General features: G+C 66.0%; 15 protein-coding genes and 2 pseudogenes. 7 read left to right on the top strand and 10 right to left on the bottom strand.

The features are described 5' to 3' along the window. Positions 1–60: 60 nt before the first annotated feature. Together QP181_RS07050 and QP181_RS07045 are read right to left on the bottom strand one after the other, a co-directional pair. Positions 61–1,449: a leucyl aminopeptidase family protein gene (locus tag QP181_RS07050; RefSeq protein ID WP_333928102.1), complete on the bottom strand. Its 1,389-nt coding sequence runs from the start codon at positions 1,447–1,449 to the stop codon at positions 61–63. Then, positions 1,446–2,837 (bottom strand): serine hydrolase domain-containing protein, encoded by a 1,392-nt coding sequence (locus QP181_RS07045; RefSeq protein WP_333928100.1) that lies wholly within the window; start codon positions 2,835–2,837, stop codon positions 1,446–1,448. The genes QP181_RS07050 and QP181_RS07045 overlap by 4 nt, the downstream gene beginning before the upstream one ends. A 165-nt stretch (positions 2,838–3,002) precedes the next feature. On the opposite strand from QP181_RS07045, the gene QP181_RS07040 reads away from it, so the two are divergent. Further along, positions 3,003–3,149 carry a lmo0937 family membrane protein gene (locus QP181_RS07040; RefSeq protein ID WP_107954842.1) on the top strand — a complete coding sequence of 49 codons (147 nt, stop codon included), beginning with the start codon at positions 3,003–3,005 and terminating at the stop codon, positions 3,147–3,149. 108 nt (positions 3,150–3,257) lie between these two features. Here QP181_RS07040 and rimO read toward each other — a convergent pair whose 3' ends face one another. Continuing rightward, positions 3,258–4,610: a 30S ribosomal protein S12 methylthiotransferase RimO gene (gene rimO / locus QP181_RS07035; RefSeq protein ID WP_333928098.1), complete on the bottom strand. Its 1,353-nt coding sequence runs from the start codon at positions 4,608–4,610 to the stop codon at positions 3,258–3,260. Positions 4,611–4,703: 93 nt separating this feature from the next. Here rimO and QP181_RS07030 point away from each other — a divergent pair. Then, positions 4,704–5,844: pseudogene (locus QP181_RS07030) on the top strand (anhydro-N-acetylmuramic acid kinase). A gap of 280 nt (positions 5,845–6,124) precedes the next feature. Here QP181_RS07030 and QP181_RS07025 read toward each other — a convergent pair. The 7 genes from QP181_RS07025 to QP181_RS06995 all read right to left on the bottom strand — a co-directional run bounded on the left by QP181_RS07025 (position 6,125) and on the right by QP181_RS06995 (position 13,668). After that, on the bottom strand, positions 6,125–6,451 hold the full coding sequence (locus QP181_RS07025) for a hypothetical protein (protein ID WP_056048621.1): 327 nt from the start codon (positions 6,449–6,451) through the stop codon (positions 6,125–6,127). An 89-nt stretch (positions 6,452–6,540) separates the two neighbouring features. After that, a complete protein-coding gene (locus QP181_RS07020; protein ID WP_333922754.1) occupies positions 6,541–7,719 on the bottom strand; it encodes a vWA domain-containing protein in 1,179 nt (392 codons plus the stop codon). A gap of 12 nt (positions 7,720–7,731) precedes the next feature. After that, positions 7,732–9,645, bottom strand: coding sequence for a CocE/NonD family hydrolase (locus QP181_RS07015; RefSeq protein ID WP_333922753.1), 1,914 nt, complete (start codon positions 9,643–9,645; stop codon positions 7,732–7,734). A gap of 160 nt (positions 9,646–9,805) precedes the next feature. After that, positions 9,806–10,381 carry a CHAP domain-containing protein gene (locus QP181_RS07010; RefSeq protein WP_443027580.1) on the bottom strand — a complete coding sequence of 192 codons (576 nt, stop codon included), beginning with the start codon at positions 10,379–10,381 and terminating at the stop codon, positions 9,806–9,808. 127 nt (positions 10,382–10,508) lie between these two features. Then, positions 10,509–11,927 (bottom strand): glycosyltransferase family protein, encoded by a 1,419-nt coding sequence (locus QP181_RS07005; RefSeq protein WP_333928097.1) that lies wholly within the window; start codon positions 11,925–11,927, stop codon positions 10,509–10,511. Positions 11,928–12,029: 102 nt separating this feature from the next. Beyond that, complete coding sequence (locus QP181_RS07000) at positions 12,030–12,884, bottom strand: AAA family ATPase (RefSeq protein ID WP_121885167.1); 855 nt, start codon at positions 12,882–12,884, stop codon at positions 12,030–12,032. A gap of 67 nt (positions 12,885–12,951) precedes the next feature. Beyond that, the gene (locus QP181_RS06995; protein WP_333928096.1) at positions 12,952–13,668 is read right to left on the bottom strand and encodes a DUF6975 family protein; all 717 of its coding nucleotides are present in this window, start codon (positions 13,666–13,668) and stop codon (positions 12,952–12,954) included. Between the two features lie 266 nt (positions 13,669–13,934). On the opposite strand from QP181_RS06995, the pseudogene QP181_RS06990 reads away from it, so the two are divergent. The 5 genes and pseudogenes from QP181_RS06990 to QP181_RS06970 all read left to right on the top strand — a co-directional run bounded on the left by QP181_RS06990 (position 13,935) and on the right by QP181_RS06970 (position 24,685). Then, positions 13,935–16,181: pseudogene (locus QP181_RS06990) on the top strand (S9 family peptidase). 6 nt (positions 16,182–16,187) lie between these two features. Beyond that, the gene (locus QP181_RS06985; RefSeq protein WP_333922747.1) at positions 16,188–16,904 is read left to right on the top strand and encodes an MgtC/SapB family protein; all 717 of its coding nucleotides are present in this window, start codon (positions 16,188–16,190) and stop codon (positions 16,902–16,904) included. A gap of 366 nt (positions 16,905–17,270) precedes the next feature. Beyond that, positions 17,271–18,296 (top strand): aspartate-semialdehyde dehydrogenase, encoded by a 1,026-nt coding sequence (locus QP181_RS06980; RefSeq protein ID WP_307085559.1) that lies wholly within the window; start codon positions 17,271–17,273, stop codon positions 18,294–18,296. Positions 18,297–19,003: 707 nt separating this feature from the next. Continuing rightward, positions 19,004–23,806, top strand: a complete 4,803-nt coding sequence (locus tag QP181_RS06975) for a YadA-like family protein (protein ID WP_333928095.1) — start codon at positions 19,004–19,006, stop codon at positions 23,804–23,806. Positions 23,807–23,923: 117 nt separating this feature from the next. Further along, on the top strand, positions 23,924–24,685 hold the full coding sequence (locus tag QP181_RS06970; protein WP_333928094.1) for an alpha/beta fold hydrolase: 762 nt from the start codon (positions 23,924–23,926) through the stop codon (positions 24,683–24,685). The last annotated feature ends 86 nt before the right edge of the window (positions 24,686–24,771 follow it).

Raw genomic sequence — 24,771 nt, 5'->3', positions numbered from 1 at the left:
CCCAGGATCTCGCAGGGTAGCGTTCGTAACCCTGGACCCCCGCCTCCGCGGGGGAACGGGCTAGCTAAGCGGGAACCTTGTCTTCAACATCGTGAATGCCGCGCGCAGGGCGTAGGCTTCGCCGCCCTTGGGCCGACCCGGCTTGGCGGATGGTCGCCATGCGAAGACGTCGAGGTGGGCCCATGCGGTTCCCTTGGGCACGAACCGGCGGAGGAACAACGCCGCGGTGACTGCGCCCGCGAAACCGCCGTCTGGTGCATTGACCATGTCTGCGACGTCCGACTTCAGCATCTCGTCATAGGCGTTCCAGAGTGGAAGGCGCCACATCTGGTCGCCCTCTGCAATGCCGGCTGCCAGCAGGTCCGCAGCCAGCGACTCGTCGTCGGTGAACAGCGGCGGCAGGTCTGGGCCGAGTGCGACACGGGCCGCGCCGGTCAGAGTGGCGAAGTCGAGGATCAGCTCCGGGTTGCTCTCGCCCGCCTTGGTCAGTGCGTCGCCGAGCACGAGGCGACCTTCGGCGTCAGTGTTGGTGTTTTCGACGGTCAGGCCTTTTCGCGTCGCGAGCACGTCGCCGGGGCGGAAGGCGTTGCCGGCGATCGAGTTCTCTACTGCGGGGATTAGCAGATGCAGGCGGACCGGGAGCTTGGTGGCCATTACCAGGCTCGCGAGAGCCAAAGCGTGTGCCGCGCCGCCCATGTCCTTCTTCATCAGCCGCATACCCGCGGACGGCTTGATGTCGAGCCCGCCGGTGTCGAAGGTGACGCCCTTGCCGACCAGCGCGATGCGAGGATGCGAAGGATCGCCCCATTCGAGTTCGATCAGCCGCGGCGCGCGGTCCTTGCTCGCGGCCTGCCCGACCGCGTGGATCATCGGGTAGCCGGTCGCGAGCGCATCGCCGCGCGTGGTCGTGACGGTCGCGGCGTGGCGTTTGGCGAGCGTCTCGGCGGCCGCTTCGAGATCGGCAGGGCTCATGTCGGAGGCGCCGGTGTTGACGAGATCGCGGACGAGCGCGGTGGCTTCGGCGAGGCGAACCGTCTGGTCGATGTGCGCGGCGTCTTCGGTCAGGAGTATGCGGGGGCCGGTTGTGTCGGACTTTACGTACCGCGTGAACTGGTGCTGGGCGAGCATCCAGCCTAGCCCGGCCGCGCCGACTGGTCCCTCCGCGAGACGGTATGTTCCCGCCGGCAGCGAGGCGCCGAGCGAGGCGATCCGCCACGGCGACGTCACAGCTTCGTTGCAGACCAGCAGCATCGACCAGTCGTCGGCGGTGTCGCCTGGCAGCACCGCGCGATCGCCGGGCTTGCCGGTCAGGCGGTGTGCGGCGACGGTCGTACGGAAGCGCTGCGACTGTTTGGCGAGCCAGCCTTCATACGCGTCGGGGTGGACGACGTGGATCGTCCGTGCGGGCTGGCCGCGGTCGGGTTGCAGCATCGAAGCGAAGTCGGTCATTGAGCAGGCGCCACCAGGAGTTGTTCGTATCGGCCACTCGCGCCGGGCTCGGCATAGGTGCTGAGCGAGAGCGTGCGGTCGGGATAGGTGATGCGGTAGGTGCGGTTGACGAAGCCGCCGCGCAAGCGGGTCTTGCCGGTTTGTGCGAACGCGGTGGGTTCGCCGAGCACGCCGAGGCTGGTCTTGTAGTCGGCGAGCGCGACCGGCTTGAAGTAATAGTTGGCGTCTTCGGTCAGGCCTTTCCGGTCGAGCGTGCCGGTGCGGAGCTGGTCGTAGACGGTGCGGGCGCGGGCGAGCGCGGCGGTGTCTTCGGCATTCGCGGGTGCGGGCGGCAGGACGATCTTGGCGACGCCCGCGGCGATGCGGCCCGTTGCGTCGCTAAACCAGCTGTTGGTGAGGACGACGATGGCGGCCTTGTCGTCGGGATAGACGGTGTTCTCGGACAGGAAGCCGACCGCTTCGCCGCTGTGCTCGACATAGCGGCGGCCGTTCGTGCTGCCGGTGAAGACGCCGAGGCCGTAGCCGTTGCTCGATCCGTCGGCGAGCTTGACCGGGGTTTCCTGCGCGGCCCAGTCGCCGGCGGGGAGCGTGGTGCGGTTGAGGCGCGCGACGTCCCATTTGGCGAGGTCTTCGGCGCTCATCGAGAGTTCGCCCGCGGCGTAGAGCCAGCCGTCCGCGCTCGGCGTTTCGGGGCGGACCGGGCCTAGTGCGAAGCGGCCATAGCCTTGCGGGAAGGCCTTGCCGATCGCCTTGTCCTGGTCGAGCGCGCGGATGTCGAGCGGCTTGAAGATGCGTTGCTGGAGGAAGATGAGGAGCGGTTGGTGCGCGACCTTCTCCACGATCATGCCGGCTACGACATACCCCGTGTTGGAATATTGCCACTGCGTGCCGGGCTGGAAATCGAGCGGCTTCTTGGCCCAGCGATCGACGATCTGTTGCGGCGTGACGGGCTTGGCCATCGCCGCGAAACTGTAATCCTGTGGCCAGTAATCCTGGAGGCCGGAGGTATGGCTGAGCAACTGGCGGATCGTGATGCGGTCGCCGTCGGTGATGCCGGGAATGTATTTCGCGACCGTGTCGTCGAGGCTGAGCTTGCCCTCGTCCTCGAGCAGCAGGATCGCGGCGGCGGTGAACTGCTTCGAGATCGATGCGATCTGGTAGGGGAGTTTCGGGTCTGCCTTGGCGATCGCCTCGGAGGGCTTCCCGTAGGCCTTGGCGAACACGATACGTCCGCCGCGCACCACCGCGATCGAGGCTGAGGGCACGCCGGTGTCGCCGAGCGCGCCGGTCACCAGCGTGTCGATCTGCGCGGTTTCGGCGGGGGTGAGCGACTGCGCGATGGCGGGGGCCGGGAGCAGCGCGGCGACGGCGAGGAGGCGGAGGATCATGGCGTGCAACGAAGCAGAACCGGCCGGCGCACGCAACGCCGCGATTTTTATTCCGTGGCGGTTGAAGGGGTTAGGCTAGGGCAGGAATGTTGACGGAACACGCCGTGTTACACGCACGTTTCATCGTCCGACCGGGAGCCTTTTCACGTTTTAGGGGACACAACCATGCTGTATACCATCGCCGTTATCCTGCTGATCCTCTGGCTGGCAGGCTTCGCCTTCCATGTCGCAGGCGGACTGATCCATATCCTGCTGGTGATCGCGGTCATCGTCGTTCTGGTGAAGCTGTTCACCGGCCGCAACGTCGTCTGACTTTTCCGTCATGCCGGGCTTGTTCCGGCATCCACCGTTCCGCGTATCGAATGCTATCGAGTTTGCGGAACGGTGGACCCCGGAACAAGTCCGGGGTGACGGAGCGGGTTAGGCCGGCACGCCGTAGAGGTCGTGATCGTCGGCGTCTTCGATCGTGACCGGGACGATGTCGCCGACCGTCAAGTGACCGGCGTCGCGGAGGAAAACTTCGCCGTCGATCTCGGGCGCATCCGCCTTTGAACGACCGGTAGCGCCTTCTTCGTCGACCGCGTCGATGATCACGTCGAGCGTGCGGCCGACCTTAGCCTGCAACTTGGCCGCGGAGATGGCCGCGGTCTTTTCCATGATGCGGGCGTAGCGCTCTTCCTTGAGCTCTTCGGGCACGTGGTCGGGGAGCAGGTTCGCCGCGGCCCCTTCAACCGGCTCGAAGCGGAATGCGCCGACGCGGTCGAGTTGCGCTTCGTCGAGCCAGTCCAGCAGATACTGGAAATCCTCCTCGGTCTCGCCGGGGAAGCCGACGACGAAGGTCGAGCGGATCGTGATGTCGGGCGCGATCGTCCGCCAGTTGTGGATGCGCTGGAGCACTTTCGCGTCATTGCCGGGGCGCTTCATCCGGCGCAGCACGGACGGTGCAGCGTGCTGGAACGGGATGTCGAGATACGGCAGCACGAGCCCTTCCGCCATCAGCGGGATGACGTGGTCGACGTGCGGGTACGGGTAGACGTAGTGGAGGCGGACCCACGGCGCGATCTTGCCGAGTTCGCGCGACAGGTCGGTCATGTGCGCGCGGACGTCGCGGGCTTCGTTGCGGGACATCGGGCCGCCGGTCTTCACCGGCCAGCTGGCATGGCGCAGGTCGACGCCGTACGCCGAGGTATCCTGGCTGATGACCAGCAGTTCCTTGGTGCCGGCTTCGACGAGCTTCTCCGCCTCGCGCAGGATCGCGTCGGGGCGGCGGCTGACGAGATCGCCGCGCAACGACGGGATGATGCAGAACGAGCAGCGGTGGTTGCAGCCCTCCGAGATCTTCAGATAGCTGTAGTGGCGCGGCGTCAGCTTCAGGCCGGCGTCGGGGATGAGGTTGAGGAATGCGGACGGTGGCATCGGTGCGGCCTCGTGGACCGCGCCGACGACCTGCTCGTATTCGTGCGCGCCGGTGATTGCGAGGACCTGCGGGAAGCGTGCGCGGATCGCGTCGGCTTCCTTGCCCATGCAACCGGTGACGATGACGCGGCCGTTCTCGGCGATGGCTTCGCCGATCGCCTCTAGGCTTTCCTCCTTGGCGGAATCGAGGAAGCCGCAGGTGTTGACCAGCACGATGTCGGCGCCGGCATAATCGGGCGACATCTGGTAACCGTCGCCGCGCAGCTGCGTGAGAATCCGCTCGCTATCGACGAGGTTCTTCGGACAGCCGAGCGAGACCATGCCGATCTTCGGCGGGGAGGGGAGTGTTGTTGCCATGAAGCCCGCGCACATAGGCGCAAAGTTCGGTTTTTCTAGGCGGGCGAATTTGCTTCGGCCATGGATGGGCGGATTGCGCGGGAAGGAACCGATATGCTGGCGATTGGACTGATGTCGGGGACGTCGCTCGACGGGATCGATGCCGCGTTGATCGAGACCGATGGCGAGGCGTTCGTGCGGCCGATCGCGTTTCGCGGCGAGCCCTATTCGGATGCGGCGCGGGCGCAACTGGCGGAGGCCACGCGGATGGCGCTGACGTTCGACAAGCCGCGCGCTAGTCCGCCGGTGGTCGCCGCGGGCGAACTGATTACGCGCGCATGTGTTCGCTGTGCACAAGTTGCTGGCGGATGCGGGGGTTGCGGCGGCGGATATCGATGTGATCGGCTTTCACGGGCAGACGATCGCGCATCGGCCGGACCGGCGCTGGACGTGGCAGATCGGCGATGGGGCTGCGTTGGCGCGGGCTACGGGCATCACGACGGTGTCGGATTTTCGGTCGGCGGATGTCGCGGCTGGCGGGCAGGGCGCGCCGTTGCTGCCGGTGTATCATGCGGCGTTGGCGGCGGGGCTCGAGGGGCCGGTCGCGGTGCTGAACCTCGGTGGGGTGGGGAACATCACCTTCATTCCCGGTGGGCGCGACATGCACGATCTCGCGCGAGATGTCGCCGGAGCGGGCGCAGATGACGGACCGCGATGGTCTGGTGGCGTTCGATACCGGGCCGGCGAATGGCTTGATCGATAGCTGGGTCGAGGCGGAGACTGGCGCGCGGTATGATGCCGGGGGGCGTTGGCGGCGTCTGGGCGGGTGGACGAGACGGTGTTGACGGCGATGCTCGATCACCCGTTTTTCGATGCGCCTCCGCCGAAGTCGCTGGATCGGAATGACTTTACGATCCAGCCGGCTCGGGGGTTGTCGGCGGCCGATGGGGCGGCGACTTTGACGGCGTTTACGGCCGCTACCGTGGCTGAGGCTTTGCGGCATTTGCCGGCTCGGCCGGTTCGGTTGCTGGTTGCGGGGGGTGGTCGGCATAATCCGACGATGCTGGCGATGATCGCCGCGCGGACCGGGTTGGTGGTGGAACCTACCGATGTGCTCGGGTGGAACGGCGACGCGCTGGAGGCCGAGGGGTTCGCGTATATGGCGGTGCGGACGTTGAAGGGGCTGGCGATTAGTTTTCCGGGGACAACTGGGGTTCCGGTGGCGATGGCTGGTGGGGTTGTGGATTGGGTTTGAGGGGGGCGGCGAAAAGACTCACGTTACCCAAGCCGGCCTAAAGCTTGTTCTCCCGCGAAGGCGGGAGCCCAGACTGGGCTCCCGCCTTCGCGGGAGAACAAGGAAGTGCGAGCCGTCCAGTGTTGGATATCCACCCCGGCGGAGGCCGGAGCCCAGTTGGGGAACGTCGCTAACTGAGGTCGTGCTCCGTTACCGCGACCTTTGCAACTGGGCCCCGGCCTCCGCCGGGGTGGTGCAGGAGTTAGGAAGCATAACCCCTGCTAAGATCAAACGAGACGTATCAGTGCGGCTTCTTGGCCTTGGCCGGCTTCTTGGGCTCTGGCTTCTTCGGTGGCGCCTTCTTCTCTGCTGCGTCCTTCGCACGCAATGCTGGTGCAGCGATCGCCGCTGCGATACCCGCGATCACCGTCGCGCCGACCGCGATCGCCGTCTTCGGGTGCGACTTCACCGCATCCGTTGCCGTCGCGAGGCCGGCCTTCGCTGCGTCGGTCGCGTCCTCGACCCAGTCGCTGGTCGCCGCGGTCTTCTTCGCGTCGGGCTTCGGCTTGTGGTCGTCGTCGTGATGGACCTTGGCGTGCGGCATGGCGGAGTTGGGGATCGACGACATAGGGCTTGTCCTTCGGTAAGGGATGATGCCCGATAAACCGATCGCCACCGTGACGGTTCCGTTACAGTCCGCCGCTTACCGCGCCAAACTCACCGTTTGCGGGTCAGTTCGCGCATCGCGTCGTCGAGCCCGGCGAGGCTCAGCGGGTACATGCGGTCGGTCATCAGCTCGCGGATGATCCGCACCGACTGCGAATAGCCCCATTGCGCCTCGGGCACCGGGTTGAGCCACGCCGCCGCCGGATAGGTGTTCGTCAGCCGCTGCATCCACACCGCGCCCGGCTCCTCGTTGAAATGCTCGACCGAGCCGCCGGGGTGGGTGATCTCGTACGGGCTCATCGACGCGTCGCCGACGAAGATCAGCTTGTAGTCGTGGCCGTATTTGTGGAGCAGGTCCCACATCGGCGTGCGCTCGGCAAAGCGCCGCGTATTGTCCTTCCACACGCCTTCGTACGGGCAATTGTGGAAATAGAAGAATTCGAGGTTCTTGAACTCGGTGGTCGCGGCCGAGAACAGTTCTTCGCAGAGCTTCACGAACGGGTCCATCGAGCCGCCGACGTCGAGGAACAGCAGCAGTTTCACCGCGTTGCGGCGTTCGGCGCGCATGACGATGTCGAGATAGCCTTGCCGCGCGGTGCCGGCGATCGTGCCGTCGATGTCGAGTTCGTCGGCGGCGCCGTCGCGCGCGAAGCGGCGCAGGCGGCGGAGCGCCACCTTGATGTTGCGGGTGCCGAGTTCCTTGGTGTTGTCGAGGTTGCGGAACTCGCGCTGGTCCCAGACTTTCAGCGCGCGCTTGTGCGTGCTTTCGCCGCCGATGCGGACGCCTTCGGGGTTGTAGCCGCCGTTACCGTATGGCGATGTGCCGCCGGTGCCGACCCATTTGTTGCCGCCCTGGTGGCGTTCCTTCTGCTCCTCGAGGCGCTTCTTGAGCGTCTCCATGATCTCGTCCCACGAGCCCAGCGACTTGATCGCAGCCATTTCCTCGGGGCTCAAGAATTTCTCGGCGACCGCCTTCAGCCAGTCCTCGGGCACTTCGCCGGCCGGCGTGCCGTAGCTGGTGGCGAGGCCGCGGAAGACCTTGGCGAAGACCTGGTCGAACTTGTCGAGCAGCCCCTCGTCCTTCACGTACACCGCGCGGGAGAGGTAGTAGAAATCCTCGGGCGTCCGCTCGATCACCTCGGCGTCGAGCGCCTCCAGCAGGATGAGGTGCTCCTTGAGGCTGGCGGGAATGCCGGCGCTGCGGAGTTCGTCGAGGAAGTTCAGGAACACAGGCTCACGTCCTCACTTGGTAGCCGCGATCGGCAGTTCGATCGCGCTGGCTTGCGCGGCCGAGTGGAAGACGCTGATCGTGGCCTTGCGGTAGTCCGTGGGCTTCGCGTCGAAGATGTTGGGGACGTAGGTCTGCGGGTTGCGGTCGTAGAGCGGGAACCAGCTCGACTGGACCTGGACCATGATGCGGTGGCCGGGGAGGAAGACGTGGCTGGCGTTGGGCAGCACGACGCGGAAATGCGTAGGCTGGCCGGCGACGATCGGCGTCGGCTTCTCGAAGCTATCTCGGTAGCGGCCGCGCAAGATGTCCATCGAGACGGCGAGCTGATAGCCGCCCATCTCGGGCTTGTCGGAATATTCGGCGGGGTAGACGTCGATCAGCTTCACCACGAAATCGCCGTCGGTGCCGGTGGTGCTGGCGATCAGGTCCGCAACGGGCGCGCCGGCGATCGCGACCGGGCTAGTCAGCGGCGGTGTCTGGTAGGTGAGGACGTCGGTGCGGTCGGAGAACGGGCGCTGGTCGTCGACGAGCCATTGCCGCCAGGTCGAGCCGGTCGCGTAGGTCGGGCGGATCGGGCGGAGGCGGTAGGGGATCGGCTTGGCGGGGTCGGAGATATAGTCGTCGTGGCCGTCGCTCGCGGGGGCTGTCTGGGCGAGGCCGCTGGCGGGCTGAAAATAGAGTTTCTGCGTGGCGGTCGAGTTCGGCCAGCCCGCGAGCGTCTGCCACTGGTTGGTGCCGGTCTGGAACGCGGTGACGGGGGCGAGCGCGGGCGATGTCGCGCCGGTCTTCAGCGCGCCGTTCAGGAACGGGAGCAGAACGTTCTTCCTGAACCAGAGCGCAGTGTCCGCGTCGAAGCGGATCGCGCCGAGCGTCGAGCCGTCGCCGTTTGCGCCGCCGTGTGCCCAAGGACCGAGCGCGAGGTGGTTGACGTGGTTGGGGTCGACCTTCGACACGGCTTCGTAGGCTGCGACCGCGCCGTAGATGTCCTCCTGGTCCCATTGGCTGGCGACCCAGAGCGTCTGCACGGTCTGCGGCTGCTTCGGCAGGATCGTCTCGAGCGCCTGGCCCTGCCAGAATGCGTCGTAGGTCGGGTGATCATGCATGCGATTGACGAACGGGAGTTGTTCGAGGCCGCGACTCTTTACGAACGCGCTGGCGGAACCGGCGCGGAGGAACGTGTCGTAGTCGTCGTACGCGTCGCGCCAGAGGTCGCCGGCTTCGCCCTTGGCCGCGTCCTGCGTGTAGTAATAATCGTAGCCGATCTGGCGGAAGGCGCCGCCGTGGAAGTCGTCGTCGCCCTTCCAGGTGTTGATCACCGGGTTCATCGGCACCGCGGCCTTCAGCGCTGGGTGCGGGTTCACCAGCGCCATCGCGGCCATCATGCCGTCGTAGCTGCCACCGATGATGCCGACTCGACCGTTGCTGTTCTTGAGGTTCTTCACCAGCCAGTCGATCGTGTCGTAGGCGTCGGTGGAGTGATCGACCTTCGTTTTGTTCAGGGGGCCGATCAGCGGGCGCTCGTTGATGTACGCGCCGTTCGATCCGTTCTTGCCGCGAACGTCCTCGAACACGCGGATATAGCCGGCATCGAAGAACATCGCGTCGGAGGCCTTGACGTTCATCGCACCGCTGGGGCTCGAGGTACGGCCGGTGCCGCTTTCCGCATTGTAGGGCGTGCGCTGGAGCAGGATCGGGGCATCGGTGAGCCCCTTGCGCTGGATGATGACGGCGTGGAGCGTGACCCCGTCGCGCATCGGAATGTCGACTTCGCGGCGGTCGAAATCGAAGCTGGCGTTGGCGGGGATGAACTTGGCGGGAATGTCGCCACCGGGGGGCGGGGACTTTTCCTTCTGCGCGCCTACGATTGTGGGGGCGGTGGTCGCGAGCAAGGCCAGCGTGACCGTCGTAAGAGCCTTGAACCGCATCGCTATCCTCACCGTCTTTTCAGCGACGGTGGTGGCACGGTTTGGCAGGTGGCGGCAATCCATTCGCACCGTCATCCTGACGAAAGTCAGGATCCAGGGTTACGAACGCTGTCTTTCTTGGCTCTGGATCCTGACTTTCGTCAGGATGACGGACGCGGGTTCAGCGCGCGATCGGTTCTCCACTGACGGGCACATAGGCGTCGATCAGCGCGCCGACATAATCTGGGTTCCGGCTCGTCAATTCAGCGGCGGCGTGCGCGTGACCGTAGATGAAGCCGTAGACCGGGTAGACGCCGCCACCGAGGCCGTCGACGTCCTTGTACCAGACCTTCACGTCGCTCCAGTCGTTGTTGCGCGAGACGTCGAACAGCGTGACGTCCTGTTCGGCATGCCCGCGTTCGCCGTTCTGCCGCGACCAGTTGGCATGCGTCAGCATCACGACCCGCTTCTCGACGACGCGGCTGACAACCGCGACATGCCCCATCGGCAGGCGCGCGGTCTTGGCGAAGACGATCACCGCGCCTTCCTTGGGCTTGTGCGTGCGTTCGTATTTGCCGTCGGCTTGGCTCCACCAAGTCCAGGCATTGCCGTAGATCTGGATGCCCGACGCGGCGCGCGCGAACGGCACGCATTCGCCGACATAATTAAGCAGCGAGCTGGCATTGGCGCTGGCAGCCGATGCGGTGAGGGCGATGGCGAGGAGCGTTCGGGGAGTCGCTTCATGGGCCGACGGTATCAAGCGGCTGATGACTGGTCGGTTGCGGCCTATGGTTAACGAGGGGCTCTGCCGCGTTTTTCGGGCAGATCGCCGCGGGCATACAGCGCCCAGTCGACGCCGGACAGGAGCGCGCGTCGTTTGACGATCAGCAGGCGGTAACGTGCGGCGCATCGTACCACCGTGCTCGCGGCCGGGGCATCGTCGTCGAGATCGAGGTGCAGGAACTCCGCCGCGGGGCAATCCTGCGCGATCGAAAGCGGATAGCCGCGTTCGGCGGCTCCGACGCGCAACGTGGCGATCGGGCGGAGATGATCGACGAGCACGGTCGCGCCTGATGGGTCGAGCGCTGCCATCGCCGCGATCGCGGCGCCGGTATCCCCCGGCGCAACGCTGATTGGGAAAGATCGTCGCGGATGCTCGCGACGACGATCGTGGCGAGAATGACCATGCTGACGAGGCGGATCGTGCGGTGCTTGCCGAGGCCGTCGGCGAGCAGGTGCGCGAGCAGCACGAGGATCGCGAGCGAGGACAGGAGGAAATAGCGCGGCATGCCGGTGTTGCCGACGCGCAGGACGGCGAGGCCGAGCGGGAGGCCGACGATCGCGACGAGATAGAAGATCGCGAGCGGCTCGCGTCTCCGGACGATCGCGACGAGCGCGAGCCCGATACCGATCGTCACGACGCCCGCGACCCACGCCGGTGCGGCGAGCCCGCCGACACTGGACGCGACCATCATGACGAGCGCATGGCCCATCGCGGCGGGCGAGAACGCGACGTAATCGCCGACCTGCATGCCGGTGGGGCTCACGGCGGCGGCGCCCAGCACGACGCCAAACACGGCTGCGGTCGCGACGATCGTCGGCAACAGCAGGCGGATCGTGCCGGCCGTCGCAACGTCCGCAGGATGACGATTTCGCAGCGCGACCGCGATCCAGATGGTGATCGCGCAGAGGCCGAACACCATCGTCAGTTGCGAGAACAGCCCGAGCGTGGCGAGTGCGGCCAGTCGCCACCTCGGCCACCGTGTGTCCTCAGCCGCGGCAAGCCAGCGCTGGACGATCCAGACCATCGTCATCAGCGCGAGCAGCATCGGCATGTAGCCCCGCGCTTCCGAACCGTAATCGACCATGATCGGCGACACTGCGAAGAGGGCGGCCGCGACGAGTGCGTGGCGGCCACTGCGCTGCGCGCCGATCCCGGCAGCGACGAGGATCGTCGCGGTCCCCGCGGCGATCGACAGCGCGCGCAGTGCGAGCGGCGGTGCGCCGTAGCCGCACAGCCACATCCACAGGCTGTTCAGATGATGGTTGTTGTCATGGTTGATCGCGGTGAAGATCCCGAGCGGGGTCCGAGCACGCTCGACCATGACGGCGGACCAGGCTTCGTCGACCCACAGGCCACCGCGCGCTCCACAGACGGAGGGCGAGGCCGAGAAGGGTGATTGCAGCGAGCGCGAGTGCCATGTGGAAGGTTCGCGGAGTGCGTCCGCGCGAACCTGTCGATCCTCCTCCGCCAGGGGGAGGTGGCAGGCGTAGCCTGACGGAGGGGAGGTGAGAGGCAACATCGGTTTCGTGTCCTCCCCCTCCGTCGCCTACGGCGCCACCTCCCCTTGCGGGGAGGATTGCAACGGTCCGGCAGCTATGGCGCGGTCAGGTTAAGGTCGTCCTTACCCCTGGTTCTTCTGGCGTTTCGCCATGAACGCGAGGCGTTCGAACAGCATGACGTCCTGTTCGTTCTTGAGCAGCGCACCGTGCAGTGGCGGGATCGCCTTGGTCGGATCGCGGTTTTGGAGGATGTCGAGGGGCATGTCCTCGTGAAGCAGCAGCTTCAGCCAGTCGAGCAACTCGCTGGTCGAGGGCTTCTTCTTCAGGCCCGGCACGTCGCGGACGTCGTAGAACAGGTCCATCGCCTTGCTGACCAGGATTTTCTGGATGCCGGGGAAGTGGACGTCGACGATCGCCTGCATCGTGCCGCGATCGGGGAACTTGATGTAGTGGAAGAAACAGCGACGCAGGAACGCGTCGGGCAGTTCCTTCTCGTTGTTGCTGGTGATGATGACGATCGGGCGCTCGACCGCGCGGACGGTTTCCTTGGTCTCGTAGACGTGGAACTCCATCCGATCGAGTTCCTGCAACAGGTCGTTGGGGAACTCGATATCGGCCTTGTCGATCTCGTCGATCAGCAGCACGGGTGGCGCGGGCTGCGTGAACGCCTCCCACAATTTGCCCTTGCGGATATAATTGCCGATGTCGTGGACGCGCGCATCGCCGAGCTGGCCGTCGCGCAGGCGGGCGACCGCGTCATATTCGTACAGGCCCTGTTGCGCCTTGGTGGTCGACTTGATGTTCCACTCGATCAGCGGCGCGCCGAGCGCCTTGGCGATCTCGTAGGCGAGCACGGTCTTGCCGGTGCCGGGTTCGCCCTTGATCAGCAGCGGGCGGCGCAGCGTCACGGCGGCGTTGACCGCAACCTTCAAATCGTCGGTCGCGACGTAGCTCTGGGTGCCCTCGAAGCGCTTCATGCGATATCCCGTCCGGTTCTGAATACCGGGTATGGATAGAGGGTTTTCACAGCCCCGTGCAAGCCGGTTACAGATCGCCGCGGGCGCTCGCACGGGCTTCGAGCAGAGACCACAGGCCGCGGTGCTGCGCGAACAGCTGTTGCGCGCCGAACAGGATCGCGCGCTGGGTGCCGGGCGAGGTACCGAGCGCCGTGATCACCGCCTCGGTGTCGACGTCCGAGGGAAATGTCGGTGCAGGTACCGCGAGGCCGAAGCGTTCGGCGGCGATATCGAGCATGACGCGGATCGCGCCCCAATCGAGCAACAGCGCCGCGACCGCGCCGGTCGCGCAGCCGCGCCGCTCGGACCGGGCAAGCATTTCAAGCGCGTGGCGTTCGCCGACCAGCGCCGATTCGGTTTCCGCCTGGCCGGGGGTCGAGGGCAGCGGGCCGACCGCGGCGGTCAACTGCGCGAGATAGGTGCGCTCGTCGACGAATCCGGCGGCGGCGGCGGTCAGCCAGTCCTGTGCCTCGGGCTGGACCGCGTTTGTCAGGACATCGGCGATCATGCCGGGATGGTCGCCGTGCACCGAGCACAGCGCGTGGACAGCGTCGGTCAGGTTGCGAGCCGCCTGCCCGCCGGCAACGAGGTGGCGATAATGGGGGTGCGCGACGCTGCTATCGGCCTCGGCCAGCCGGACGAGCGCCTGCCATGCGCTGTGCTCGCCTACGGGCTCGATGCCCTGCGGTATTGTGGTCGAGACCATCATACTCCGGTCGTGCTGCGCCGTGGAACGATCGTCCACGGCGGGGTTCTCGTCGGTCCGTTTAAACGAAGCGCGTAAAGACGCGGTTTACGCGGTGGTAATTATCTCATGCTCATCGGTCGGCAATCGGAATGGTCTAGATCGTCGTTGCGATGCGCCCTTTACGCCGCCTCCTGCCGTCGCGATAACGCGCCACCGAACATCTTCGGACCGTCGGGCGGTATCCGGCGGGATGATCCCACGGAGTCTACAGGATGCGAACATGGTTGCTCGGGCTTGCGCTTGCTTCGGTCGGAACCGCCGCGATGGCTGCTGATCAGGTGGCCCCGGCGGTAGCGCCCGCCGAGCCGGTCAAGCCTGTCGAGGCGGCTAAGCCCGGCGATCTGACGATGGCACGCGTCTTCGGCAATCCGGACCTGTCTGGCTCTCAACCGCGCGGTGCGGCTGTCGCCGGACGGCACGCTGCTGACGAGCTTGCGCAACCGCGACGACGAGAAGGAGCGCTTCGATCTCTGGGCGGTCGATACCGCGACCGGGCAGGCGCGCATGCTGGTCGATTCTGAAGAAGGTCGGCAGCGGTGCCGAGCTGACCGAGGCCGAGAAGATGCAGCGCGAGCGCGCGGATCGGCGGACAGAAGGGCATCGTCGCGTATGACTGGGCGCCCGACGGCAAGTCGATCCTCGTGCCGCTCGACGGCGACCTGTATCTCGCAGGGCTCGACGGCAAGGTCACGCGGCTGACCAACACGCCCGGTGGCGAGCTGAACCCGGTTGTCAGCCCCAAGGGCGGCTTCGTCTCGTTCGTCCGCGACCAGAACGTGTTCGTCCAGCCGCTGAGCGGCGGCACCGCGCGGGCTGTCACCACCGGAGGGGGCGGCACGGTCCACTTCGGCGAGGCGGAATTCGTCGCGCAGGAGGAAATGGATCGCCGCACCGGATACTGGTGGTCGCCCGACGAGCGCTATGTCGCGGTCGAGCGGTTCGACGAGGCGCCGGTGCACACCGCAACGCGTGCGTCGATCGGCGCGACCGGGACCAAGGTGTATGAGCAGCGCTACCCGGCGGCCGGTACGCCCAACGTGCTGGTCGACCTGTATATCATGAAGCCCGATGGTTCGGGGCAGGTGAAGGTCGATCTGGGCACCAACCCGGATATCTATCTGGCGCGCGTAGACTGGACGCTGGACGGCCGGATGCTGCTGGTCCAGCGCCAGAGCCGCGACCAGAAGCTGCTCGAGATGCTGCGTGTCGATCCGGCGACCGGCAAGTCGACGGTGCTGTTCACCGAGAAGTCGGGCGTAAAGAGCTGGCTCAACCTGTCGGATGCGTATCATGTGCTCAAGGACGGCAGCCTGATCTGGCGGTCGGAGCGGAGCGGCTACGGGCATCTCTACCGGTTCGCATCGGGCAAATGGACGCAGCTGACCAAGGGCGACTGGGTCGTCACTGATCTGGTCGGCGTCGATGAAACGAAGGGGCGGCTGTTCTTCCTCGGCAACAAGGACGACGCGCTCGAGCAACAGCTCTATTCGGTCGACGTCGCCAAGCCGAACGCGATCACCAGGCTGACCGAGGCTGGCTGGTGGAACAGTGCGACGATGGATGCGGCAGCCAGCCGCTTCATCATCTCGCGCTCGAACCCCAAGCAGCCGACCCAGGTCTATCTGGCGGACGCGACCGGCAAGCGGCTCTCGTGGATCAACGAGAATGCGGTGGTCGAGGGGCATCCCTATTACCCGTATCTGTCGAGCCATCAGGAGACCAAGTTCGGCACGCTGAAGGCGAAGAACGGCATGACGCTCTATTACGAGATGATCACGCCGCCGCTGGAGCCGGGCAAGAAATACCCGGTGTTCTTCGAACATTATGGCGGCCCCGGCACCGGCCAGCAGGTCACGCGCGGCTGGCAGGGTGCGCTGCCGCAGTATCTGGTCGATCGCGGCTGGATCTATTTCAAGATCGACAATCGCGGCTCGTACAACCGTGGCAAGGCGTTCGAGGACCAGATCTATCACGCGATGGGCACGGTCGAGGTTGAGGACCAGCTTTCGGGCGCGAATTATCTGAAGTCGCTGCCGTTCGTCGAACCGAGCAAGATCGCGACCTATGGCTGGTCGTATGGCGGCTATATGTCGTTGAAGATGCTCGAGAAGACGCCGGTCGTGTATGCGGCGGCGGTCTCGGGCGCGCCGGTCACCGACTGGCAGCTGTACGATACGCATTATACCGAGCGCTATCTGGGCGATCCGGCGAAGGACCCGGCGAGCTATTCGACATCGGCGGCGGTCGAGGAGGCGAACCGCATCGTCGATCCGTTGCTGCTGATCCATGGCATGGCGGACGACAACGTGTTCCTCGACAATTCGACCAAGGTCGCCGCGCGGATGCAGGCGACCGCGACACCGTTCGAGATGATGTTCTACCCGGGGTACACGCACCGCGTATCGGGGCCTGGGATCAGCGAGCATGTCTGGGGGACGATCCTGAACTTCCTCGACCGGACGGTGAAGGACAAGCCGGTGCCCGAGGCGGCTGCGGTTCCGGTCAAGTAAACGCCGGTGCGGTTCGTCGAGACGTTTCACCTGTGGCCGTTCCTCGACACACTGGTGAGCTATATCGCCGCGTTCGTGTTCGGGACGCTGATCGGGGCGGAGCGGCAATATCGCCAGCGGACCGCGGGGTTGCGGACGAACACGCTGGTCGCACTCGGGTCGGCGGCGTTCGTCGATCTCGGGCAGCGGCTGGGTGGCGACGTCGAGTCGATCCGGATCATCGCCTATGTCGTGTCGGGGATCGGCTTCCTCGGCGCGGGCGTGATCATGAAGGAGGGGATGAACGTCCGCGGGCTGAACACCGCGGCGACGCTGTGGTGCTCGGCGGCGGTGGGGTCGTGCGCGGGCAGCGACATGATCGCGGAGGCGGGATTGCTGACGTTCGTCGTGCTGCTGGCGAACACCGCGTTGCGGCCGCTGGTCGACGGGATCAACCGCATCCCGACCGAGGGGCGGACGATCGAGGCTACGTATAGCGTGATGGTGACGGTTGCGGCGGGGGATGCCGGGCCGATCGGCGATCTGGTGGTCGAGCATCTGGAGGCGGCGCAGTTGCAGGTGGCGGAGCTGGACGTCACCGAGCGGGGCGAGGACCGGGTCGAGATTGCTGCTACGCTGGTGGCGACGAACGTGCCGGCTGGGGAGCTGGATGCGATCACGGATCATCTGGCGAAGGTGCATGGGATCGAGCATGCGACGTGGCAGGCAAGGACGCACGATTGAGGCGGGGGCGGATCTAGCTGTGCACCTTCCCCAGCCACCACCCCGGCGAAGGCCGGGGCCCAGTTGGAAAGGTCGCAGTAATGGACCGCAGCGCTCAGTTAGCAACGTCCCCCAATTGGGTCCCGGCCTCCGCCGGGGTGGTGCTACTGCTCAGGCAGGTGCTGATCCACATCGCTGAGCACTAGCTTGTTCCCCGCGAAGGCGGGGGCCCAGTCTGGGCCCCCGCCTTCGCGGGGGAACAAGGAAGCAGGTGCAACGGTCGCCGCGATCCCCCCAAACTCCCCTATCCACGCAACAAGTCGAAAGCCGTTGGACCTCGTCGCGCAACGTCGGTACTGCCCGCCCAAGTCCAATCGGAGTTAAGACATGGGTTATCGGGTGGTGGTCGCAGGGGCGACCGGCAATGTCGGGCGCGAGATGCTCAATATCCTGGCGGAGCGCGAGTTTCCGGCGGACGAGATCGCCTGCGTCGCGTCGTCGCGCAGCCAAGGGTTGATGGTCGATTACGGCGACACCGGCAAGCAGATCAAATGCCAGAACATCGAGCATTTCGACTGGAACGGCTGGGACATGGCACTGTTCGCGATCGGCTCCGAGGGGACTGCCGTCTACGCACCGATCGCCGCCGCTGCCGGCTGCGTCGTGATCGACAATTCGTCGCTCTACCGCATGGACCCCGACGTGCCGCTGATCGTGCCCGAGGTGAACCCGGAAGCGATCGACGGCTACAAGGTCCGCAACATCATCGCCAACCCGAACTGCTCGACCGCGCAGATGGTCGTCGCGCTGAAGCCGCTGCACGATGCCGCGAAGATCCTGCGCGTCGTCGTCTCGACCTATCAGTCGGTGTCGGGCGCGGGGAAGGCTGGTATGGACGAGCTGTTCGAGCAGAGCCGCAACATCTTCGTCGGCGATCCGGCCGAGCCCAAGAAGTTCACCAAGCAGATCGCCTTCAACGTGATCCCGCATATCGACAGCTTCCTCGACGACGGCTCGACCAAGGAAGAGTGGAAGATGGTCGTCGAGACCAAGAAGATCCTCGACAAGAAGATCAAGGTCACCGCGACCTGCGTCCGCGTCCCCGTGTTCGTCGGCCATTCGGAAGCGATCAACATCGAGTTCGAGAACGAGATCTCGGCCGAGGAAGCGCAGAACATCCTCCGTGAGGCGCCCGGCATCATGCTGGTCGATAAGCGCGAGGACGGCGGCTACATCACCCCGATCGAATGCGTCGGCGACTTCGCGACGTACATCAGCCGCGTGCGCGAGGATCCGACCGTCGAGAACGGCCTGAACCTGTGGTGCGTCAGCGACAACCTCCGCAAGGGCGCGGCGCTGAACGCGGTCCAGATCGCCGAACTGCTTGGGCGCCGGCATTTGCAGAAGGCCTAAACTGCGCGGGGCGACTCGCCCCGATATCAACTGCTTCGATCCGCCTGACCGCGTCGCCATCCAGAGTGGCGGCGCGGTTTATGGTTTTCGGAGCGTGCCCAAAATTTTTCGGCGCTCGTCGCGGGGCCTTCAGACCCACTTCGACAATTGGCCACATAACAAACCTTGTTTTGTTTTGGGTCAAATGTTGATCTTCGGTCAGGAGATAGCCTGTTAACATTTGTAGCAAAATCGAACTTTGATATCTCGTAATGCTACGATTTATAACCAATGTAAGTATAAATCTAGAATCCGGTCATAGTGACTAGATATCAAAGCCGTTTTAACAGGTAACTTACTGTTAGTAATCATAGGTCGAGGCTTCCCACGTTCCGGTCACTAGGTTGGAAGACAACCAGTGTCCGGTGACGGTTGGGCTGCATTTGCAGTCGCTTGTGGAGGTTATCGGCATGTCTATCGCATCGGCTTATGGGAATGCGTCGCAAGCTCGGAATTCGGGCGTCACCACATCCGGGATGCACCAAACCGCCCGGCGGCGGCGCGACACGAGCATCATGCGGCAGATTCGCGGCGGTGTATCGCTGATTGGGCTGGCCGCTGCGACGACGCTCGCGTCACAACCAGCCGTTGCCCAAATTGTCCCGCCCCCCAACGTCGTTGGCGTATGCTCCGGCGTCAGCCTTCCGAAATCGGTCGTTACCGAGATCATGCGCCCCGTCATCGGCGGGGTCGTCACACCTATCGAGAACACGCTTAATCCTATCCTGACGACCGTAAACCGAATTCTCGTCCTGCCCTTGGTGGGTGGGTTGATTCCGGCGCTTCCCGCAACGACGCAGACCATCGACGTTGATGGGTTGCTGACCTCTGCGGCCGATGGCGACAACATCACGCTGAGCGTACTGGACATAAACGGAAATGCGATCGGGCCGAATTCCAACTGCGTTTCGCAGGCGGACGGTTTTGAGCTCCGGACCCCGGCCGGCATCGCGATCGGCGGCAACCGGATCACCGGGCTCGGCGCGACCGGGGCGGCGGCGTTTGCAGGCGAGGAGAACTCGATCGCGTTCGGCAACGGGTCGGTGACCGATGCGACCGCGCTGGGGTCGATTGCGCTCGGCACCAATGCTGGCGTCGGTGCGGGCGCGACGGGCGCGGTTGCGCTGGGTACGGGGGCGACCGCCACCGGCGTCAACGGCGTTGCGTTGGGGGCGAACAGCATTGCCGCGCGCGGGCCACAGGCGGATTACGCCGCGGTCGGGCTTGCCGCGCTTCAGAACTCGGCGGGCGAAGTTTCCGTCGGCACCGTAGGGGGCGAACGCCAGATCACCAACGTCGCGGCAGGCTCGGCGGACACCGACGCGGTGAACGTCAGCCAGCTTGCCGGCGTCCGGGCGCAGATCGGCACGGTTGCCAGCGGTGCGGTCCAGTATGACGATGCGACCCGAGCAAGCGTGACGCTGGGCGGTGTCGGTGCGGCGGCACCGGTTGCGCTCCGTAACGTCGCGGCGGGCACGCTAGACGCGACCTCGACCGAAGCCGTCAATGGCAGCCAGCTGTTCGCGACCAACACCAACGTCAGCAACCTGACGACGAACATCACCAACGGCGCAATCGGCGCGGTGCAATATGCCGACGCGGCCACGCCGACGGTTCCGAACGGCGGTACCCCGACCAACGACGTCGCGCTGGTCGGTGCCACGGCAGCACCGGTCGGGCTGCACAATGTCGCGGCCGGCGTCGTCGCGGCAGGCTCCACCGACGCCGTGAATGGCGGCCAGCTGGCGACCGTGTCCGGCCAAGTCGGCGATCTCGCCACGCTGGCGGTGCAGTATGACGATGCGACGCGCGCGCGTGCGACGCTCGGCGGTGTCGGTGCGGCGGCACCGGTCGCGCTGACCAACGTTGCGGCAGGTACGCTCGATGCGGCCTCGACCGACGCCGTCAACGGCAGCCAGCTGTTCGCGACCAACACCAACGTCACCAACACCAACACCGCGCTGACGAACCTGACGACCAACATCAGCAATGGCGGCATCGGCGCGGTCCAGTATTCGAACGCCGCGACGCCGACCGTGCCCAATGGCGGTTTGCCGAGCAACGACGTCGCGCTGGTCGGTGCGGCGGCAGGGCCGGTCGGGCTGCACAATGTCGCCGCGGGTGTCGTCGCGACGGGATCGACCGACGCGGTCAACGGCGGTCAGCTTTCGACCGTTGTCGACCAGGTCGGCACGCTCAACACGCTGGCGGTCCAGTATGACGACGCGACCCGCGTGCGGGCGACGCTCGGCGGCGTCGGTGCGGCGGCACCGGTCGGCCTCGGCAACGTCGCGGCTGGCGCACTGGGTGCCACCTCGACCGACGCGGTCAACGGCAGCCAGCTGTTCGCGACCAACACCAACGTCACCAACCTCACCACCAATATCGCCAATGGCGCGATCGGTGCCCTGCAATATTCCAATATGGGTACGCCGACCACGCCGAACGGTGGCGTGCCGTCGAACGACGCCACGCTGGTCGGCGGCGCAGCCGGTGCGGTCGCGCTGCACAATGTCGCCAACGGGGTGGTTGCGACCGGGTCGACCGACGCGGTCAACGGCGGTCAGCTGGCGCTGGTCTCCGGCCAGGTCGGCACGCTGAACGGGCTGGCGGTGCAATATGACGACCTGAGCCGGTCGCGCGTCACGTTCGGCGGGGCAGGGGCCGCGCCGGTGGTGCTTGGCAACGTCGCGGCAGGCACGCTCGGCGCGGGTAGCACCGATGCGGTGAACGGCGCACAGCTCGGCGCCACCAACGATGCGGTCGGCGTCAACACGACCAACATCGCGAACATCAATACCAGCGTTACCGCGCTTCAAACCGACGCCTTGCTGTACGACAGCACGCTTCAGGCGTTCAGCGCGAACCGTGGTGGCGCAGCGCAGCGCATCACCAACGTGGCTGCGGGTGTGCTGGGCGCCGGCAGCCTGGATGCGGTTAATGGCGGGCAGCTGTTCGGGCTGGGCAGCAGCGTTGCCTCCGCGCTCGGCGGGAGCTCGACCTACGATCCGGGTACCGGCGCGGTGGCTGCTGGCATCCTCTATGGCGGCACCACCTATGGTAGCGTGCAGGGTGCCGTGTCCGCGATCGAGACATCGCTCGGCGGCATGCCGACGAGCGCCGATCTGCGCTATTTCAACACGACCTCGGTCATGGCGGACTCGCGGGCGATGGGTACCGATTCCACGGCGATCGGCCCGAACGCCGTCGCCAGTGCCGATGGCGCCATCGCCGCCGGGCGCAACACGGTCGCCGCGAGCGCGGGATCGGTGGCGATCGGCGACGGATCGAGCGCGATCACCGGCAGGGCGGTGGCGATCGGTTTCGCCAATATCGCGTCCGGTGACGGCGCCGTGGCGATCGGCGATCCCAATATCGCGACCGGCGACGGTGCGGTCGCGCTTGGCCGCGACAACCAGGCAACGGGGATCGGCGCGGTGGCGCTGGGCGACACCAACTTCGCCACCGGCAACGGATCGGTATCGATCGGCCAGACCAACCAGGCGACCGGCAACGGGACGATCACGATCGGCACGAGCAACGTCGTCAACGGTCTTGGCGCGCTGGCGCTCGGCAACCGCAACCAGGTGAATGGCGATGGCTCGCTCGCCTTCGGGTCGGACATCGTGACCGGCGGCGTCAACACGCTGGTAGTCGGCAACGCCAGCACCGCCACGGGAGACTTCGCCGCCGCTTTCGGTAACAACTCGGCTGCGAGCGGCCTGAACGCGACGGCGCTCGGCACCGCCGCATCGGCGTCGGCGGACTATACGCTGGCCGTCGGCGAACGCTCAGTTGCCTCCGGCTTCGGTTCGTCCGCGCTTGGTACGCTTTCGTCGGCCACCGCCTTCGCCTCGACCGCGCTTGGCGCAGGGGCGATCGCCAATCTGGAGAACAGCGTCGCGCTGGGCAGCGCCTCGTCGACGTTGCGCGGTGGGGTCGCCAACTACACCGCGTTCGGGCTCACCGGCGCGCAATCCTCGATCGGCGAGATCGCGGTTGCCCGCACCGCCGACTATGTCGATCCCGCCACCGGGACGTTCGCGCCGCTCGGCACACGCCAGATCACCGGCGTCGGCGCCGGCAGCGAGGATACCGACGCGGTCAACGTCGCGCAGTTGCGCGGTGTCTCGAACACGCTGGGCAACGCGTTCGTCGCAAGCCTCGGCGGCGGTGCTGCGTACAACGTCACGACCGGCGCGATCACCGGCCCGAGCTACGTCATCAACGGCACGACCTACACCAATGTCGGCGATGCGCTTGCCGGCGTGGGCGGGCAGATCGGCCAGGTGGCGACGAACAGTGTGAGCTACGACAATGCCGCACAGACCTCGGTGACGCTCGGCGGAGCGGGAGGCACGACGATCAGCAATGTCGCGGCGGGCGCGATCAACGCCACATCGACCGACGCGGTGAACGGCGCGCAGCTTAACGCCACCAACCAGGCGGTCGCCTCGAACACCACGGCGATCACCAATCTCGGCAATACGGTGAGCGACCTGTCGACTACGGTCACCAATCTCGGGGGGACCGTCGCCAATCTCGGCGCCTCGGTGACCAATGTCAGCACTGCGGTCACCAATCTCGGCAACGATATCAACAACGGCGCGATCGGGACGGTGCAATATTCCAACCCCGGCAGCCCCACGACCCCCAATGGCGGCACGCCCACCAACGACCTGACGCTGGTCGGTGCGGCGGCCGGTCCGGTCGGGCTGCACAATGTCGCTGGTGGATCGATCGCCGCGGGATCGACCGACGCGGTCAATGGCGGGCAGGTGTACGCCCTGGCGCTAACCGCCGTGAACGCGGTGTCGTACGGCACCGATGCGAACGGCGTCCGCACCAACACGGTGACGTTGGCGGGAGGCAACGCGGCGGCACCGGTGACGGTCACCAATGTTGCCGCCGCAGCTGTCGCGGCCGGATCGACCGATGCGGTGAATGGTGGTCAGCTCTACACCACCAACCAGGCGGTCGCGACGGCGCAGGGTACCGCGGACAGCGCCTTGGCGCTCGGCAGCAACTCGGTCCAATACGGTGCCGGACGGACCAACGTGACGTTCAACGCAGGCGGCGCGGCAACCGTGCTCAGCAACGTCGCGGCGGGCGTGTCGACCACCGACGCGGTCAATGTCGGGCAGCTGAATTCGAGCATGAATTCGGCGGTGACGCAGGCCAATGCGTATACCGACGGACGGATCGCGGCGCTCGACTTCGACCTCCGCTCGGTGCGACGCGACGGCTATGCGGGCACGTCGGGCGCGCTCGCGGCAGCCGGACTTCCCCAGGCGTATGAAGCAGGCAAGGGCATGGTCGCGATCGGTGGCGGCACCTATGCCGGACAATCGGCAGTCGCGGTCGGCATGTCGAAGGCCTTCAACGACGGCCACACTGTGGTCAAGCTGAGCGGCACCTACGACTCGCAGGGTCGGGCCGGTGGCTCGGGCGGGATCGGATATCAGTTCTGATCTGCCCAAGACGACGACGGGAACGGGCGGCCTTCGGGTCGCCCGTTTTCGTTTGGCGGCGTTGACAGACGGGTTCGGGTCTCCGAACGGACGCCGACACCATTGCAGGATGAGACCGTGGCCAGCACCCCCAGCGAGACCCAATATTTCGACAGCTTCGACGGCACGCGCCTCGCGTGGCACGAAGTCGGTGAGGGACGCGCGGTGGTGCTGATCCACGGTTATTTCTCCGACGCGAAGACCAACTGGATCCGCTATGGCCACGCCGCGAAGATCGCCGCCAAGGGCTTCCGCGTGATCATGCCGGACCTGCGCGCGCATGGCGACAGCGACCGGCCGCACGGGCTGGAGGCGTATCCGGCGGATGCCCTGACGCAGGACGGCCATGCGCTGATCGCGCATCTCGGGCTGACCGAGTATGATCTGGGTGGCTATTCGCTGGGCGCGCGGACGACGTCGCGGATGCTGGCGACGGGCGCGACGCCGCGGCGGGTGATCTTTTCGGGGATGGGGCTGGAGGGGCTGACGCAGACGTCGCGTCGGGCCGGGCATTTCCGCAATATCCTGACGAAGCTGGGCCAGCATGTCCAGGGTACGCCGGAGTGGCTGGCGGAGGCATTCCTGAAGACTACCGGTGGCGATCCGGTGGCGTTGCTCGGCATACTCGAGACGTTCGTCGATACGCCGCTGGAGAGCGTGAAGGCGATCCAGCAGCCTACGCTGGTGGTGTGCGGCGGGGAGGATCAGGACAACGGCTCGGCGCCGGATCTGGCTGCGGCGCTGCCCCACGGAACGTATGTCGAGACGCCCGGCGGCCACATGAGCGCGGTGGTGAAGCCCGAACTTGGTCAGGCGATCGCCGACTTCCTGGCCGCCTGACTTGCTTCCTCTTTGATCCTCCCCGCCAGGGGGAGGTGGCTGGCCCTTGCCAGACGGAGGGGGAGGTAAGCGATGACCGATGTTCC

Source organism: Sphingomonas sp. LR55 (assembly GCF_036856015.1).
In the GTDB taxonomy this organism is placed as follows: domain Bacteria; phylum Pseudomonadota; class Alphaproteobacteria; order Sphingomonadales; family Sphingomonadaceae; genus Sphingomonas.
Note: the sequence above shows the minus strand (reverse complement) of the source record. Positions and strands in the feature narration are given on the sequence as shown.

Bases quoted from the DNA above. Each gene is read 5' to 3' on its own strand.
- QP181_RS07015 (WP_333922753.1), bottom strand. From the start codon at position 9,645: ATGCGGTTCAAGGCTCTTACGACGGTCACGCTGGCCTTGCTCGCGACC.
- QP181_RS07025 (WP_056048621.1), bottom strand. From the start codon at position 6,451: ATGTCGTCGATCCCCAACTCCGCCATGCCGCACGCCAAGGTCCATCAC.
- QP181_RS07000 (WP_121885167.1), bottom strand. From the start codon at position 12,884: ATGAAGCGCTTCGAGGGCACCCAGAGCTACGTCGCGACCGACGATTTG.
- QP181_RS06975 (WP_333928095.1), top strand. From the start codon at position 19,004: ATGCGCCCCGTCATCGGCGGGGTCGTCACACCTATCGAGAACACGCTT.
- QP181_RS06980 (WP_307085559.1), top strand. From the start codon at position 17,271: ATGGGTTATCGGGTGGTGGTCGCAGGGGCGACCGGCAATGTCGGGCGC.
- QP181_RS07005 (WP_333928097.1), bottom strand. From the start codon at position 11,927: ATGTTGCCTCTCACCTCCCCTCCGTCAGGCTACGCCTGCCACCTCCCC.
- QP181_RS07050 (WP_333928102.1), bottom strand. From the start codon at position 1,449: ATGACCGACTTCGCTTCGATGCTGCAACCCGACCGCGGCCAGCCCGCA.
- rimO (WP_333928098.1), bottom strand. From the start codon at position 4,610: ATGGCAACAACACTCCCCTCCCCGCCGAAGATCGGCATGGTCTCGCTC.
- QP181_RS07045 (WP_333928100.1), bottom strand. From the start codon at position 2,837: ATGATCCTCCGCCTCCTCGCCGTCGCCGCGCTGCTCCCGGCCCCCGCC.
- QP181_RS07040 (WP_107954842.1), top strand. From the start codon at position 3,003: ATGCTGTATACCATCGCCGTTATCCTGCTGATCCTCTGGCTGGCAGGC.